Source organism: Collinsella sp. An268 (genome assembly GCF_002159765.1).
Taxonomy (GTDB): Bacteria; Actinomycetota; Coriobacteriia; order Coriobacteriales; family Coriobacteriaceae; genus Coprousia.
Window position 1 is genome coordinate 1 of sequence record NZ_NFJH01000004.1, and the last position, 16,045, is coordinate 16,045.

14 protein-coding genes and 1 riboswitch are annotated in these 16,045 nt (G+C 67.9%); of the genes, 6 read left to right on the plus strand and 8 right to left on the minus strand.

Annotated features, from left to right (window positions below; genetic code table 11):
- The first annotated feature begins 189 nt into the window (after positions 1–189).
- On the plus strand, positions 190–639 hold the full coding sequence (locus B5F70_RS04090) for a MarR family winged helix-turn-helix transcriptional regulator (protein ID WP_087204301.1): 450 nt from the start codon (positions 190–192) through the stop codon (positions 637–639).
- 1 nt (position 640) lies between these two features.
- A complete protein-coding gene (locus B5F70_RS04095; RefSeq protein ID WP_206383498.1) occupies positions 641–1,372 on the plus strand; it encodes a DUF6198 family protein in 732 nt (243 codons plus the stop codon).
- A 377-nt stretch (positions 1,373–1,749) separates the two neighbouring features.
- On the opposite strand, the gene B5F70_RS04100 is transcribed toward B5F70_RS04095, so the two are convergent.
- The 4 genes from B5F70_RS04100 to B5F70_RS04115 all read right to left on the minus strand — a co-directional run bounded on the left by B5F70_RS04100 (position 1,750) and on the right by B5F70_RS04115 (position 6,834).
- Positions 1,750–3,228, minus strand: coding sequence for a family 1 glycosylhydrolase (locus tag B5F70_RS04100; RefSeq protein WP_087204302.1), 1,479 nt, complete (start codon positions 3,226–3,228; stop codon positions 1,750–1,752).
- A gap of 183 nt (positions 3,229–3,411) precedes the next feature.
- A complete protein-coding gene (tagD, locus tag B5F70_RS04105; protein ID WP_343283720.1) occupies positions 3,412–3,951 on the minus strand; it encodes a glycerol-3-phosphate cytidylyltransferase in 540 nt (179 codons plus the stop codon).
- Positions 3,952–3,960: 9 nt separating this feature from the next.
- Positions 3,961–5,154, minus strand: a complete 1,194-nt coding sequence (locus tag B5F70_RS04110; protein ID WP_087204303.1) for a CDP-glycerol glycerophosphotransferase family protein — start codon at positions 5,152–5,154, stop codon at positions 3,961–3,963.
- Positions 5,155–5,664: 510 nt separating this feature from the next.
- Entirely contained in the window at positions 5,665–6,834 is a 1,170-nt protein-coding gene (locus tag B5F70_RS04115) for an amidohydrolase (RefSeq protein ID WP_087204304.1), read from the minus strand.
- Positions 6,835–7,000: 166 nt separating this feature from the next.
- A riboswitch (Lysine riboswitch) is annotated at positions 7,001–7,166 on the plus strand.
- Positions 7,167–7,175: 9 nt separating this feature from the next.
- Between B5F70_RS04115 and B5F70_RS04120 the strand changes: the two genes are divergently transcribed.
- Genes B5F70_RS04120 through dapD form a run of 4 tightly spaced genes read left to right on the plus strand, consistent with a single transcriptional unit; the run spans position 7,176 to position 10,930 of the window.
- Entirely contained in the window at positions 7,176–8,552 is a 1,377-nt protein-coding gene (locus B5F70_RS04120; protein ID WP_087204305.1) for a diaminopimelate decarboxylase, read from the plus strand.
- Between the two features lie 4 nt (positions 8,553–8,556).
- Positions 8,557–9,447 carry a 4-hydroxy-tetrahydrodipicolinate synthase gene (dapA, locus tag B5F70_RS04125; protein WP_087204306.1) on the plus strand — a complete coding sequence of 297 codons (891 nt, stop codon included), beginning with the start codon at positions 8,557–8,559 and terminating at the stop codon, positions 9,445–9,447.
- Complete coding sequence (gene dapB, locus B5F70_RS04130) at positions 9,440–10,189, plus strand: 4-hydroxy-tetrahydrodipicolinate reductase (RefSeq protein WP_239463565.1); 750 nt, start codon at positions 9,440–9,442, stop codon at positions 10,187–10,189. The genes dapA and dapB overlap by 8 nt, the downstream gene beginning before the upstream one ends.
- Positions 10,190–10,201: 12 nt before the next feature.
- A complete protein-coding gene (gene dapD, locus B5F70_RS04135; protein WP_087204307.1) occupies positions 10,202–10,930 on the plus strand; it encodes a 2,3,4,5-tetrahydropyridine-2,6-dicarboxylate N-acetyltransferase in 729 nt (242 codons plus the stop codon).
- A gap of 261 nt (positions 10,931–11,191) precedes the next feature.
- Here dapD and B5F70_RS04140 read toward each other — a convergent pair whose 3' ends face one another.
- The 4 genes from B5F70_RS04140 to B5F70_RS04155 form a co-directional block, all read right to left on the minus strand.
- On the minus strand, positions 11,192–12,196 hold the full coding sequence (locus B5F70_RS04140; protein ID WP_087204308.1) for a nucleoid-associated protein: 1,005 nt from the start codon (positions 12,194–12,196) through the stop codon (positions 11,192–11,194).
- Positions 12,197–12,305: 109 nt separating this feature from the next.
- Positions 12,306–13,658 carry an Mbeg1-like protein gene (locus tag B5F70_RS04145; RefSeq protein ID WP_087204309.1) on the minus strand — a complete coding sequence of 451 codons (1,353 nt, stop codon included), beginning with the start codon at positions 13,656–13,658 and terminating at the stop codon, positions 12,306–12,308.
- Between the two features lie 99 nt (positions 13,659–13,757).
- Positions 13,758–14,708 (minus strand): L-lactate dehydrogenase, encoded by a 951-nt coding sequence (locus tag B5F70_RS04150; protein ID WP_087204310.1) that lies wholly within the window; start codon positions 14,706–14,708, stop codon positions 13,758–13,760.
- Between the two features lie 165 nt (positions 14,709–14,873).
- Positions 14,874–16,037 (minus strand): aminotransferase class I/II-fold pyridoxal phosphate-dependent enzyme, encoded by a 1,164-nt coding sequence (locus B5F70_RS04155; RefSeq protein WP_087204311.1) that lies wholly within the window; start codon positions 16,035–16,037, stop codon positions 14,874–14,876.
- Positions 16,038–16,045 lie beyond the last annotated feature (8 nt).

A 16,045-nucleotide genomic window follows, 5' to 3' on the forward strand; every position in this document is an offset into this window, starting at 1 on the left:
TCCTCCGTCGCATGTGGCGCGCGGCCACGGTTGGTGGTACGACCATTGTCGCCCGACCCACGGATCCGCGACAGGGGGAGGGCCCAATGTTCAGCTCATATCGTCTGCGCGCTCCCCTCTTGACAGACAGCGCCATCCCTTATAGTTTGTATTCAAACAGTTTTATTACAAACTATATAGAGGAGGACCGTGCCCACCATCGACCCCTGGGAGCGCAACATCGACTGGCAGCTTATGATTGCGTTCGCCCATTCCAACCGCGCCATCACCCATCTCACCCGCGCGGCGGGCCTCACCCCCGGCCAGCCGAAGATCCTGCAATACCTCACCACGCACAACGGCTGCACGCAAAAAGAGATCGGCGAGGGCTGCGCGCTCGACAAATCGACTATCGCGAGCCTGCTCTCCCGCATGGAGGCAGACGGCCTGATCGTCCGCCGCGTCCGCACCGACAACCGTCGCGAGGCCTGCGTGCTCCTCACCGAGCGCGGGGCCGCTCTCTCGCACACCGCCGCCGACAACGCGGCGCAGGTGGACGAGGTCGCGCTCGCGGGCCTCTCGCCCGAGGAGCGTGCGCAGCTCTCCGACCTCATGGCGCGCGTCATTCGCAACCTCAAGGCGATGGGAGGTGCCGCGTAACATGACCGCCCGAAACGCATCGCGCCCCGCCGCCCGCTCGCGCCGCGAGGCCATCCGCCGCGAGCACCTCGTCCAGCGCTACCTGTGGTTCGTGCTCGGCGTCAGTATCAACTCGTTCGCCATCGCGCTCATCGCCAAGTCGGACCTCGGCGTCGGCGCCATCTCGTGCGTGGCCTACGTCCTCGCCGAGGCGACCGGCCTCTCGTTCGGCGCCTTCACCTTTATCGTCAACATGCTCTTCATCGTGGCGCAGGTCGCGCTGCTGCGGCGCGATTTTCGCCCGATCCAGTTTCTGCAGGTCGTCGTCAACATCGTGTTCAGCTCGCTCATCGATGTGAGCTCCGCGCTCTTGACGGCGCTTGCCCTCCCCAACGTCGCGGCGCAGGCGGCGGCGCTGCTCATCGGTTGCGCGCTTCTCGCCCTCGGCATCGCCATCGAGGTCGCGCCCAACGTCATCCTCGTGCCGGGCGAGGGCATCGTCCGCGCCATCAACGCCGTCACGCAGAAGCCCTTCGGCTCGTGCAAGGCCGCCTTCGACACCTCGCTCGTCGTCATCGCCCTCGCGCTCTCGCTTCTGCTGTTGGGGCGCGTCGCGGGCGTCGGTGTGGGCACCGTGGTCTCCGCCGTCATCGTGGGGCGCATCGTGAACGTGCTGAACCGCCACCTGCCCCTTCTCGCCCACATCGCGCACCTCACGCGCTCGGACGCAGGCGCGCCCGAGGAGGCGCTGTAACTCGTGTGCAGGGGGCGGCGAGCCCATGCCGCCCTCATGCCACAACCCGTGCGCTGTAGTCGGCAGGCGCCCTCGTCACGCGGGGTACGGGCCCAGCGGCGTTCCGAAGCGCCATTCCCGAAGCGCCGTTCCCGTGTGCGAGAAAGCCACTTCCGCCCATCTCCAGACACGCAAAAGTGGCGCATCCGCACACGGGAACGAGGCGTCACCACACGAGCGGCACGGCCTCGCCGTCGACATAGCCCCCAGCCCTACGTCGAAAGGCGCTGGAACGCAGACAGGCGCTTACACCGGAGACGGCAGCCGTGCCCCGGAAAAATGCCGGGGCCCGGCTGCCGTCCCTCTATTGCCGTCTGGATGCGTGCTGGCAGACGCCGTTAGGCGATGTCGGCGCCGTTTGAGGCGATGACCTTCTTATACCAGGCGAACGAGTCCTTCTTGTAGCGCGCCATGGTGCCCGTGCCGTCGTCGTTCTTGTCGACGTAGATGAAGCCGTAGCGCTTGCGCATCTCGCCGGTGCCGGCGGAGACGAGGTCGATGCAGCCCCACGTGGTGTAGCCGATAAGGTCGACACCGTGCTCGATGGCGATCTCCATCTCCTTCACGTGCTCGCGCAGGTAGTCGATGCGGTACTTGTCGTGAACGGTCATCTCGCCGTTCTCGCCCTCAACGAGGTCGTCGTACGCGCCAAGGCCGTTCTCCACGACCATGAGCGGCTTCTCGTAGCGATCGTAGATGAGCTCGAGGAAGTAGCGCAGACCCTTGGGGTCGATCTGCCAGCCCCAATCGGATGCCGTGAGGTAGGGGTTCTTGGCGCCGATGGTCATGTTGCCCTTGGTGGTCTCGGCATCGGTGTGCGTGGTCACGCAGGCGGACTGATAGTAGCTGAAGGTATAGAAGTCCACCGGGCCCTCGGCGAGATCCTTGAGGTCCTGATCGGTGATCTCGAGCTTCACGTTGTGCTCGTCCCACAGGCGCTTGGCATAGGTGCCGTACTTACCCTTGCACTGAACGTCGCCGCAGTAGAAGAGGCTCTTCTCCCACATGTAGCGGTTGGCAATCACGTCGTCGGGGTCAGGCGTGAGCGGGTAGTCGACGATGCCACAGATCATGCAGCCCACTTTGTAGGAGGGGTCGATCTCGTGCGCCATCTTGACGGCGTGCGCGCTCGCGACGAACTTGTTGTGCAGGTGCTGGTAGGCGCCCTGGAACTGCTCGTCGGTGGCGGGGGCCATCATACCGAGGAACGAGATAGTGTTGTTGATCTCGTTGAAGGTGAGCCAGTTCTTCACGAGGCCCTTGTACTCGGTCAGGATCGTCTTGGCGTACTTGTCAAAGAGCGCGATCGTGTCGTGGTTCTCCCAACCGCCGAGCTCCTCCTCGATATAGTTGGGGGTGTCGAAGTGCCACATGGTCACGAGCGGCTCGATGCCGTACTTCTGGAGCTCCAAAAACACGTTGCGGTAGAAGTCGAGGCCCGCCCGGTTGGGCTCGTCCTCGATGCCTTTGGGGTAGATACGGCTCCAGGAGATGGACATGCGGTACTGCTTGAAGCCCATCTCGGCAAAGAGCGCGATGTCCTCCTTGTAGTGATGGTAGAAGTCGATGCCGTCGTGGTTGGGATAGAGATATCCGTCGAGCACGGCGAGCTTGGCGCCCTTGGGCAGGCCATCCCACTGGGGCACGGCGCCCTCGGTGCCGTCGGGCATGCGGTAGGTCAGCATGCGCGGGGTGTCGACCGTGCCGCCCGTGAGCATGTCGGTCTCGGCCGGTCCGCGGCCGTCAACATCCCATGCGCCCTCGCACTGGTTGGCAGCAGTAGCTCCGCCCCACAGGAAACCCTCAGGAAATGCCATGTATAGCTCCTCTCGCTAGGTTGCAACAGACATATCCCAGTATGCCCGCGATCCGCGCGGGCGTTGCATGCGGTCGCGCAGTCGGAAACGTTTTTTGCACGGGGCGGGCAGAGGCGGAGGCGCTTTGACATGTTTTGACACCACGCGCGCGAGCGGGGTCGCAACGAGGACGCCTTGGGTGGCCTAGCCTTTGAGGCGGCTCTTTACATCGGTGGTGGAGATGCCGTCCGTACGGTCGAGATACACGACGTCGCACAGGTCGCGCAGGTCCTCGAAACGCGGGTCGCCCGACCAGTCGCTCCCCATGCAGACGACATCGACCCGATAGGTCTCCACATCGGAGCGCTTCTGCTCCCAGCAGCTCTCGGGGATCACGAGGTCCACGTAGCGGATGGCTTCGAGCATCTCGCGGCGCACCTCATAGGGGTAGAAGCTCCGCTTGCCCTTGCTCGCGTTGAACTCGTCGGTGGAGAGCGCCACGATGAGGTAGTCGCCGAGAGCCGCCGCGCGCTGCAGCAGGCGGATGTGCCCGTAGTGCAGAAGGTCGAACGTGCCGTAGGTGAGGACGCGGCGCACGCCCACATGCGGGTGCGCTGCCGCAAAACCGGGCGTCTGCTCGATAAGGACGCGCGGCCCCTCGAGGGAAGCCCCCGCCGGTGCGAGTGCGGAGGCGGAGGCGCGCTCACCCCCGGCGATCGTCCCTGTTGTCATCAGCTCGGCCATGGCGGTCCTCTATTTCTCGATGTAGGTACGGATGACCGCGACGATGGCGTCGACGGCGCAGTAGGTCGGGTCGGGCTCGATGCCGTAGGAGCGCGCGAACGCCGTGGCACCCGCCGCGTCGTACGAGCCCGTCCGGATATCGTCCGCGATGCGAGCCGCAAGATCGGCCGCGTCTGCGGTCGAGATTGTCGGCGCATCGGTCAGCGGGTCGACGTTAAGGCCGGGCGAAATGCGGTACTCCTCGATATCCGGCACGTAGAAGTAGGTCTTCTTGGAGGCGAGCAGGGCCTCGAAAGCCACGGCAGAGTAGTCGGTCACCACGTAGTCCGCCACGGCGAGTGCGTCGATGGTTGCCGTGTCGTGCACCACGAGCACGCGGTCGGTGAGCGCGCGGCCCTCGAGGTGCTCCACGTCGAGCGGATGGGCCGATACGGCGAGCACGGCGGAGGCGGGCAGCGCCGCATCGAGCGCGCACACGGCGTCGGCCAGCCAGGCGGCGTTGGCGTTGTTCTTGCGAAACGTCGGCGCGTAGAGCACCACGGGGCGCTCCGCGGCGCCGGCGCGCTCCCCCGCCGGGGCCGCATCGGCTGCCGGCGCCGGCAGAGCCGCGATTCTCGCTGCCAGGTGCGCGCTCCGAGCAGCGCGCTCGTCGGCGTACTGGGCGCGCAGGAGGTAGTCGCAGCGCGGCAGACCGATGGCGCGAAAGGCGTCCTCGCCGTAGCCGAACGCCTCGGCAAATGCCGGGACCGCCCCCGTGAAGCCCGCCACGATGCAGTCGTAGCCCGCGTGCATGGAGAAGGCGCGCGCCGCCTCGGGCGAGCGGCCCGCGGCGGTGTGGAGCGACTGGAAGCCGAACTTCTTGACGGCGCCGAGCGCATGCCAGAGCTGGATGCACGAGCTGCGCCGCGGCCCCTTAGGGATGGAAACGGCCGGCACATAGCCGTCGACCAGGCAGATCGTTGCCGTGGCGACGTGCCAGAGCTGCTTGAGCATGAGCGTTACGGTCATCTCGCCGCCGTGCGCGACGCAGCACCATACGATCTGGTAGCCGGGGACCGCCTTGGCGAGCGCCGGCTCGAGCAGCTCGAAATCGAAGGGCCGCGCCGACTGGCGCGAGAGCAGCGCGATCTTCTTGCGCTGGGGGAAGAGCGCAAACAGACGGTAGATGCCCGAGATGACGAACGCCGCGAGCTTCATGACCATGGCCTTTTGCCTCCGTCCCCTTCTTCACACGCGGTTCGACGCGCCGGGGCGCGTCGATACCTGCAAACGAGCCTATGATACGCGCAATTGGAGGGCGCGGGCGCCGCAGGGCGCTATCTCCCGCAGAAAGGCAAATCCACGAGATGAAGGCGCGACGGCAACGCGACCTGCGACGGACAGCGCGCCGGCCCGTCCCCTGCCGGGAAGAGGGGCCGGCAGCGGAGCCGCGCCCCAAGGGGCCGCAACCTGAAACCAGGGCGCCCCGTCCGCAGCGGCACATCTCACCCTCCCGCACAGGGGAACGGGGGGTCATTCATTCTAGTGTCTAGTTTAGCGCCCCCTCCCAAAGTACACCGGATGCGGTGCGTTAAGAAAAGCGCAGGTAGGAAGGTCGCATGATTTCTCGGCTACTCGCCCTACCCTCCTCAAACTAGGCACTAGAATTAATAACCCCCTCTCTGGGGAGGGGATCGCCTCTCCAATCGCTTCTCCATCCATGGCCGGCGAGCTCTATGCCGTCTGGAGAAGGCGCTGGTAAACGGCGACGCCGGCGAGCAGCACCGACTCGTCGAACGTGAACGTGTCCGCATGGAGCGGGATGCCCGTGCCCGTACCGAGAAGCAGGAACACCCCCGGGAGATGGCGCTGGTAAAACGCGAAGTCCTCAGCGATGAGCAACGGCTCGGGAACACGCCCGAGATCGGGTAGGGCGCGCGCGACCTGCGCGTACAGCGCCTCATCGTTGACGACGGGCGGATACCCCTCCGAAAACGTCAGGTCGAAGGTCACGCCCTCCTCTTCCGCCGCCGTCTGGGCGAGGGCGCGCAGCTCGGCGCGCGCCCGGTCGAACATCGCATCGGAGAACACGCGCAGGCTCCCCTCGACCCGCGCCTCGGCCGCCACGGCGTTGCGCACCGTCCCCGCCTCGAGGCGCCCGAAACGCACCGTCATGGGCTCGTCCTGCGCGAGCCGGTTGGCAAGCCACTTGGACCCCACCACGAAGCGCGCCGCCGCGCCGAGCGCGTCGCGCCCCTCGCGCCATTTCGCGATGTGGCTGGATACCCCGTGGAACGCGAGCGTGGTCTCGCTCGAGCGCGCGAGGAGCGCGCCGGGGCGGGATGCGACCGTGCCGGTGGGCAGATCGGGCCAGAGGTGGAAGCCGAAGATGCGCTCGGTCGCCGTGCGCTCGAAGACGCCGCTCTCGCACACGCGCTTGGCGCCGCCCGTCGTCTCCTCCGCGGGCTGGAAGATAAAGAGGACGTTTCTGGGCAGGCAATCGGACGGGCAGCCGGGCTCCGCGCCGGCGACGACGCGGTCGACCCACGTCGCCGCCGCGAGCGCCATGGCCATGTGGCCGTCGTGCCCGCAGGCGTGCATGCAGCCCGCATGGGTGCTCGCAAACGGCAGGCCGGTCGCCTCGGTGACGGGCAGTGCGTCCATGTCCGCGCGGATGGCCACCGTCGTCGCGCGCCCCAGGTCGAAGTATGCGGCGACGGCGCTCGGGCAGGGCTCGGTGACCGTGCACGAGAGCGCGCCGAGCACGCCCTTTATATAGGAGATGGTCCGGGGCAGGTCGTCGTCCAGCTCGGGGATGCGGTGAAGGTCGCGCCGGTAGCGCGTGACCTCGTCTAGGGCGCCCTGCGGGAATGAGGGCGGCAGGAACACGGGTTTCGGGGACATGGGGCTCTCCTTGGATACGGGCACGGGGCAGTCGTGCCGCTCAAACGGAACATGAGGCTCTACGGTCCTCCATTGTACGGCGTCGGACGGGGAAATCCTGCGGAAACATGCCGGTGCGGACGCGCCTGCCGCTTGAGTGCGCGCGACACGGTGTGCTACAGTGGCTAAACTCGATAGAGGAGCGGGCGAGATGAATCGCGGGCGAGCCGGCAGGCAGCGACCCCGCGGCGAGGCGACCCCGCCGAACTCGGGCGCCCGGGCGCGGGCACCGGGTGGGCCCGCGGGGAACACCCGCGGGACTGTCTGCCATCTGCAGGAGCGCTACTCGAGAAGGAGCTCGCATGTCTGAGTGCGCCAACGACGCGGCCACCGCCGCCTATACGGCCAAGCAGCCGTTTGTGTCCAAAGACCAACTCGTCGCCCTGGCCGAGCGCTACCCCACCCCCTTCCACCTGTACGACGAGGCGGGCATCCGCGCCAACGTCGAGGCGATCCACGAGGCCTTCAGCTGGAACCCGGGCTTTAAGGAGTACTTCGCGGTCAAGGCGAACCCCAACCCCACCCTCATCAAAATCCTCACCGGCCTCGGCTGCGGGCTCGACTGCTCGAGCGCAACCGAGCTCATGATCGCCGAGGGCGTGGGCGTGACGGGTCCGGGAATCATGTTCTCCTCCAACGACACCCCCGCCGCCGACTTTCGCCTCGCACGCGAGCTCGGCGCCATCGTCAACTTCGACGACATCTCGCATATCCCGTTTTTCGAGGAGGTCGCGGGGCCCGTCCCCCAGACTGTGAGCTGCCGCTTCAACCCGGGCGGTCTCTTCCGCCTCGCCAACGGCATCATGGACAACCCGGGCGACTCCAAGTACGGCATGACCGAGGAGCAGCTCTTCGAGGCGTTCCGGATGCTCAGGGCACGCGGCGCCGAGCACTTCGGCATCCACGCGTTTCTTGCCTCCAACACGGTCACGAACGACTACTACCCCGCGCTCGCGCGCATTCTCTTCGACCTCGCGGTGCGCCTCGAGCGCGAGACGGGGGCGCACGTCGCCTTCGTCAACCTCTCGGGCGGGGTGGGCATCCCCTACGAGCCCGGCCAGGCGGGCAACGACATCCGCGTGATCGGCGCGGGCGTGCGCCGGGCGTACGAGGACATCCTCGTGCCGGCGGGCATGGGCGATGTCGCCATCTTCACCGAGATGGGCCGCTTTGTGACGGGACCGTACGGCTGCCTCGTCACGCGCGTGCTGCACGAGAAGCGCATCTACAAGGACTACCTCGGCGTCGACGCCTGCGCGGCCGACCTCATGCGTCCCGCCATGTACGGCGCCTACCACCATGTGACTGTGGTGGGCCAAGCGGGCGGGCCGGACAAGACCCACGCGCCCGCGACGCGCGTCTACGACGTGACGGGCGGCCTATGCGAGAACAACGACAAGTTCGCCATCGACCGGCACCTGCCCGAGGCAGCGATCGGCGACCTCATCGTCATCCACGACACCGGCGCCCACGGCCACTCCATGGGCTACAACTACAACGCGCGCCTGCGCTCGGCCGAGGTTCTCCTCCACACCGATGGCACGAGCGAACTCATACGTCGGGCGGAGACGCCGCTCGACTACCTCGCAACCCTGGACGCGACCGCAGACGGCCGCGCCGTGATCGCCTGCGCCGCGCGGCACCGCACCATGGGCGCGCCGACAGACGGAAAGGAGTAACCCTATGGACATCCGCAACCTGGAGGGCTCGATCGTCGCGCTCGTGACGCCGTTCACCGCCGACGGCGACGTCGACTTCGAGGCGCTCGGCCGCTTGGTGGACTTCCACCTCGAAGCCGGCACCGACGCCATCCTCACCCTCGGCACCACGGGCGAGAGCTCGACGATGACCGACGCGGAGGACGACGCCGTCTGCGCCTTTGTGGTGGAGCGCGTGAGCGGCCGCATACCCGTCATCGCGGGCTCGGGCTCCAACTCCACCCAGACGATGCTCGCGAAGTCGCTCTCCTACCAGCGACTCGGCGCCGACGGCCTCCTCATCATCACGCCCTACTACAACAAGGCCAACGAGGAGGGCATCTACCGCCACCTCGCCACGGTGGCCGACGCCGTCGACGTGCCGTGCATCCTCTACAACATCCCCGGGCGCACGGGCTGCTCCATCAGCGTGAGAAACGTCGAGCGCCTGGCCGCGCACGAGAACGTCATGGCCATCAAGGAGGCCTCGGGCTCCATCGCCTACGCGGCGGACATCGCCCACACCCTCGGTCCCGACTTCAAGATGTTCTCGGGCAACGACGACATGGTCGTGCCGCTCATGAGCCTCGGCGCCTCGGGCGTCATCTCGGTCTGGGCGAACGTCCAGCCCGCGCTCGTGCACGACATGGTGCGCGCCTTTGCGGACGGCGACGTCGCGCGCGCCCGCGCCATCCAGATCGCGGGCCTGCCGCTCGTGCACGCGCTCTTTAGCGAAGTGAACCCCATCCCCGTCAAGGAGGCTCTGGCGCAGATGGGTATGATAGGACGCAACTACCGCCTGCCGCTCTGCCCCATGGCCGAGGGCACGCGCGCCCAGCTGGTCGAGGCCATGAAGGGAGCTGGCATCCTTGCATAAGATCGTCATCATGGGGGCGGGCCGCATGGGCTCGCTCATCCGCCGTCTCGCCGAGGCGGCGCGCGACGAGGCTGGCGAGCCCGTCTTCGAGGTTGTAGCGCAGATCGGCTTCGACCTGACGGAGCTCGAGGGCGCCCCTGCCGCCGACGCGCTCATCGACTTCTCCAACGTCGCGACGTTTGAGGCCGTCGCCGCCTACGTGCGCCGCTGCGGCTGCGCCCTCGTCTCGGGCACCACGGGCTATAGCGAGGCGCAGATGGCCGAGCTGCGCGCGCTGGGCGAGGGCGCGCCCGTGCTCTGGTCCGGCAACTACTCCCTCGGCGTGGCGGCGCTCCGCCACCTCGTCGCGCAGGCGACGCGCGAGCTTCCCGCCTTTGACGTCGAGATCGTGGAGACGCACCACAACCAGAAGGCCGACGCCCCCTCCGGCACCGCCAAGATGCTCCTCGACGAGGTCGTGGGCGCCCACGAGGCCGCAGGCGACGGCGTATACGCCCCCGTATACGGGCGCTCCGGCATGTGCGGCGCACGCGATGCCCGCGAGGTGGGGGTGCATGCACTGCGCGGAGGCACCGTCGCGGGCGTGCACGAGGTGCACTTCTTCGGTCCCAGCGAGGAGCTCACCCTCACGCACCGCGCCGAGAGCCGCGAGATCTTTGTCCACGGCGCACTTGCCGCCGCGCAGAAGCTCATCGGCCGCGACCCCGGGTTCTACACGTTCGACCAGATCATGTTCGGTTAGGAGACCTCACCCATGAACGCACAGGAGATCATCGACTTCATTGCGAGCGCCCCCAAGAAGACGCCCGTCAAGCTCACCGTCCGCGAGAAGCGCGGCGCCACCATCGACTGGGCCGCGGGAGCGGGCGAGGGCGCCCAGGACCCCGTGCGCGTCTACGGCGACCGCAAGTGCCGCCTCGTCTTTGGAAACTGGGCCGATCTTGAGCCCGTGCTTGCGCGCAACAAGAAGAAGATCAAGAGCGTCGAGATCGAGAACGACTGCCGCAACTCCGCCGTGCCGCTGCTCGACCTGAAGGGCGTCAACGCCCGCATCGAGCCCGGCGCCATCATCCGCGACCAGGTGGAGATCGGCGATAACGCCGTCATCATGATGGGCGCCATCGTGAACATCGGCGCCGTCATCGGCGAGGGCACCATGATCGACATGGGCGCCGTGCTGGGCGGCCGCGCCACGGTGGGCAAGCGGTGCCACATCGGCGCCGGCACCGTGCTCGCCGGCGTGGTGGAGCCCGCGAGCGCCACGCCCGTGATCATCGAAGACGACGTCATGATCGGCGCCAACGCCGTGGTGCTCGAAGGCGTGCGCGTGGGTGCGCGCGCCGTCGTCGCCGCCGGCGCCGTGGTGACCGAGGACGTGCCGGACGGCATGGTCGTCGCCGGCGTGCCCGCGCGCGTCATCAAGGAGCGCGACGAGAAGACGGACAGCAAGACGGGTCTCGAAGAGGGTCTCCGCCAGCTGTAACCGGCCTGCCTCCGGTGCCGCCAGCCGGTGCCGGAGGCAGCTCGACGCGCGAGACAGCCGCTCCACCGGAACGACCGGCGCACCGCGATGCGTCGACGAGGCGCCCCGACCTGGCAACGCGCAGGCCGGGGCGCCGTCTTTTGGAAGACCTCGCCCAGCCGGCGGCCCATCCCCTCCCCAGGGCCCCAAGGGGGCATGCGGGCCGCCCGCGCCTCCCAGGAAATCGTCCGCACCCCGCAGCCGCCCGAGCCTGTTCGGACCTTACCGGTTCTGGATGCTCCCGATGTTCTTGAGCTCGATGGAGATGAGACCGTTGGGCTCGTTGACGAAATTCACGTACTCGGCGTTATTCGCCATCTCGGCAGGAATCGTGATCTCGATCCCCGTGTCCGTGCGGATCTTGACGTTGCGCACGGCAGCTCGCTCGACCTGGGCGCGCTCCACCGGCACGCGCTCGGGTACCTGCTCCTCGCGAAGCGCCTGCTTGACGGCGTCGCGGAGCACCGGCTCGTCTTCAAACGCCTCATCCACCACATCCCAGGGCGGCAGCTCCTCGTCGGCCTCGACCGCCTCCACCATAGCGGCCTTCGCCGCGGCGAGCGCCGTCGCCGTGTTGGCGCCGTGCTCCTCCGCCACCTCGGCCACCACGCGCGCCACGGTGTCGATGACCTGCTTGCTCGAGACCCCCTCGCTGCACTGGAGGAGCCCTTCGGGAATGAGCATGCGCTCGGCGCCGGCGATGGTGCGCGGCTTGTCTTGGTAGAACACCTCGAGCGAGCTCGCGCGCACGAGCGCATAGGAGGTGAGCTTCTGCGACGGGGCGGGCAGGATGGCGTAGTGGCGCGCGATGTCGCAGGAGGGCGCTCCTCCCCCGTTCTCGACCTCGTGCATGAAGGCCATGCGGCTCGTCAGCAGAAGGATGGCGAACCACCGGACGTCGTCGTCATCGTCGAAATCCGCCACGAGCACGTCGGTCGACTCGAGCTTCTCGGCGCGCGAGAGCTCTCCGGCGAGAAACTCCGCCACCTGCTGCGACAGGTCGAGGAAGTCGCGCTCGCCGAAGAAATAACCCTTGAGCTCGCCGGCGAAGGCGCTATCTGGCGCGAACGCGCCGCGGCGGTTGTCGGCGGCGGAGCGGGCGCGCGCGAGGTGCTTGGTCACAAACGAGCGAACGGCGCGGGTGTCGAGGGCGAGCTCGCGCTCGGAGAACACGTTCACGGAGGAGTCGAAGTCGAGCACGTGCAAGATGGCATGGTTGATCTGCATATACGGGTCCTTTGCCATGGTCGGGGGCGGAGGGGCGCCGCGGGTGGCGGAGAGGGCCGCGCGCGGCGATGCAACGGCAACCTAGTATACGCGGTTGCCCGCGGCGCCGTCAGTCTTTGCGATAGAGTTCCGCCAGGCGCTCGAGGCGCTGGAGGGCCGCCTCGTCGAAGGGGACGGTCGGGTCGTGCACGAGGGCGCGCCGGTACGCGTCGCCGCGGGATGCGGAGGCATGCGCCTCCTCGGAGGGTCCCTCGGTCCTGCCGGGGCCGGGCATCTGCTGCGAGAGCTCGCTCGCCGCCTGCGACGCCGCCTCGAAGAAGTGCTCTGCGGCGCCCGCCGCCCGGCTCGCCGCGCCGGCGACCTTGCCCACCGTCGCCGCGCGCACCAGCGCCCCGATGACGCGCTTGATGAGGTCGCGCGTCTCCGGCGGCACGGAGCCCGCCGCGGCGAGCATCTTGGGCACGCTCTCCTGCCAGTTGTCACGGATATCGGCGAAGTAGGTCGCGTCCGTCGCGCCGAAGATGGAGAAGATGGTGTCGATCACCTCGCCGCGCTCCTCGGGCGTGATGCGCGCCATCCAGGCGGCGAGCGTCGTATCGAGGTAGCGCGCGCCCGCCGAGATGCGCTCGACCCGCTTGAAGTCATCGCCCTCCACCACCCAGGAGAACGGGTTGTGCTGCAGAAGCGAGAAGCTCGTGCTGTCGACGATGGCGTAATCCTCCTGATCCTCGAAGATCATGCCGAAGATGGAGGAGCGGGGCAGCGTTTTGTCGATGCGGTCGCGCATGCGAGCGAAGCCCTTGCCGCGCAGGAAGTTCTCGTTGAAGCCGGGACCGTCGTGCGAGAAGGCCTGCACGATACGGTCCTGCAGCGCGTGCGGGCACATGATGGCGGCGTAGACGGCGAGGTTGCCGCCCTTGGAATGACCGCCCACGTACAGGGGGCCCGCAAGGCGGCGCGCCGCCTCGGCGAGGTAGGCGGCTGCCGAGGTCTGAGCCGGCACGGGGCTCTGGAAGGCCATGTTGAAGTCTTCCTTCCACCCAACGAGCGTGGAGTCCGTCCCCCGGAAGGCCACGTAGACAGAACCGTCAGGCAGGCGGAACGTGACGGCTGCGAACTGCTCCTCGGAGACCTCCGAGAAGCTCGTCCGGTACCCTGCGACCCGCATCTCACGAAAACGTGGGCTCGAGCAGACGGCGAACAGCAGGTCGCGGCTGCCCTCGGGGTCCCAGCTGTCGCCAAACAGCGCACCGAAATCCTCCGCGCGCAGCAGGTCTCGCAAGGGCAGCCCCTCCCAGGTGGCGAAGCCGGCGTAGGCCGGGTCGCCCTCCGGCAGGCGGAAGTACGCGAGCCACGAGAGCACGAGGCTATCGACCGCGCAGAGAGGTCGCTCGCCGAGCGTATCGAGTTGCGTCTGGGCGTACGTGACGAAGTTCCCCTCTTGAGCGGCCGCGTCCGGCACGGAGGCATCCCCCGCGCCGGACGCGTGCTTGCCGCCCGGCGCCTGCGCGGGCGGTATCAGAGGGGGACGCGCCGGGCGCCCCTCCTCGCGAGACGGCACCTAGGCCTCGAAATCGACCTGGTCGATGATGGCCTTGAGGGCATCGGAAGAGCCCTTGAGCTGCGCCATCTCGGCGTCGTTGAGCGACACGGGTACGCGGCAGACCACGCCGTCGCGCCCCACGACCGTCGGCAGCGAGATGCAGAGGTCCGACAAGCCGTACTCGCCCACCATGAGGCTCGAGACGGGCAGGACGCACCCCTCGTCCCGCATGATGGCGGTGCAGATGCGCTTCACGCTCATGGCGATGCCGTAGTAGGTGGCGCGCTTCTTCTCGATGATGCGGTAGGCGCTGTTCTTGACGTCCTCGGCGATGCGCTCCTCGGCCTCGCGATGGTTGAGGTGACCGTGGAGCTCGCAGAACGTGGAGAGCGGCACACCGGCGACCATGGCGCTCGACCAGGCAACGAACTCGGAGTCGCCGTGCTCGCCCATGACGTAGGCGTGCACGTCGCGCGGGTCGACGTCCACGTGCGCGCCGAGCATGTACTTGAGGCGCGCCGTATCGAGCACGGTGCCGGAACCGATGACCTGGCCCTCGGGGAGGCCGGACATGCGGATGGCGGCGTAGGTGAGCACGTCGACGGGGTTGGAGACGATGAGGAGCACGCCGGCAAAGCCGCTCTTGCGGATCTCGGGGATGATGGTCTTGAAGATGGAGACGTTCTTGTTGACGAGGTCGAGGCGGGTCTCGCCGGGCTTCTGCGCGGCGCCGGCGGTGACGACGATGATGGCGGCATCCGACACGTCGGAGTAATCGCCCGCGTAGATCTTCATCGGGCTCGCAAACGGAACGCCGTGCGCGATGTCGAGCGCCTCGCCCTCGGCGCGGTTCTTATCGACGTCAATGAGGACCATCTCGGAGAACAGACCGCTCTGCATGAGCGCGAACGCGGACGAGGAGCCGACGAACCCGCACCCCACGACGGCGACTTTACGATCGTTGATCATGTTGACCTCCTTTTGGCTGCCGGCACCGCGCCGGCGCGATATATCCCTAGTGTACCGGTTCTTACCCCAACCGCCCCCGGTGTAGCCCGCCCGTCCCGCAGACGGCGGGCGCCCTGGCGGGGCGGGGCCTCACGGGCGGGGCGCCCGCCCCCGGGTGCGGGCGGCCTAGCGGATGCCCGCGCGCTCGATGGCGGACACCGCTGCAGCAAGGCCCTCAGGGGGCAGCACGAGCGCCATGCGCACGTAGCCCTCGCCGTGCGGCCCAAAGCTCGCCCCGGGCGTCACCACCACGCCCGCGCGCTCCATGAGCTCCTCGGAGAACGCAAGGCTGTCGGTGCGGCCGCCGGGGAGCTTCGCCCATACGAACATGGTGCCGTGCGCGTTGGGGCGCTCCCACCCGATGCGCTCGAGGCCGTCGCAGAGGGCGTCGCGACGCTCCTGGTAGAGATGCCGCTGGTGCTCGACCTCGTCGAGCGGCCCCTCGAGGGCGGCGATGGCGGCCCGCTGGATGGGGTAGAACATGCCGAAATCCGTCTGCCCGCGGAGCTTGGCAAAGGCGGCGACCACATCGGGGCGCCCCACCAAGAAGCTCACGCGCGCGCCCGTGACGTTGAACGACTTGGAGAGCGAGAAGAACTCCACGCCGACATCGAGCGCGCCGGGGTGCGCGAGGAAGCTTCCTCCGCGCGGGCCGTCGAAGACGATGTCCGAGTAGGCGTTGTCATGCACGACGAGGAGGTCGTGCGCGCGGGCGAAGGCGATGACCTCGTCATAGACCTCCGACGTGCCCACGCTCCCCACCGGGTTCGCGGGAAGCGATACCACGAGGTACTTCGCGCGGTCCGCCGCCGCCGGGTCGATGCCCGCCACATAGGGCAGGAAGTCGTGCTCGGCTGAAAGCGGGTAGTACACGCACTCCCCTCCCGCGATCTTCACGCCGCCCGCGAACACGGGGTAGCACGGGTCGGGCACGAGCGCCGTGTCGCCGGGGTCGAGGAGCGTGAGCGCGAGCTGGCCCATCCCCTCCTGCGTGCCCGCGCACGATGTCACCATGGCGGGCGTGATGCCCGCCACGCCGAAGCGCCGCTCGTAATACGAGCAGACGGCCTGCTTGAGCTCGGGCAGGTCGCCCAGGCTGTACTTCCACGCCGCCGGGTCCGCCGCCGCATCGGCAAGCGCCGCCATCACGTGCGGGTACGGCGCGAAGTCGGGTGTGCCCACCGACAGGTTGTAAATCGTGCGGCCCGCCGCCTCGAGCGCGAGCCGCTTCTGGTTGAGCGCGGCGAAGACCTCCTCGCCAAATTGATCGAGTCGTTTCGAGAACTCCATGACGTCAT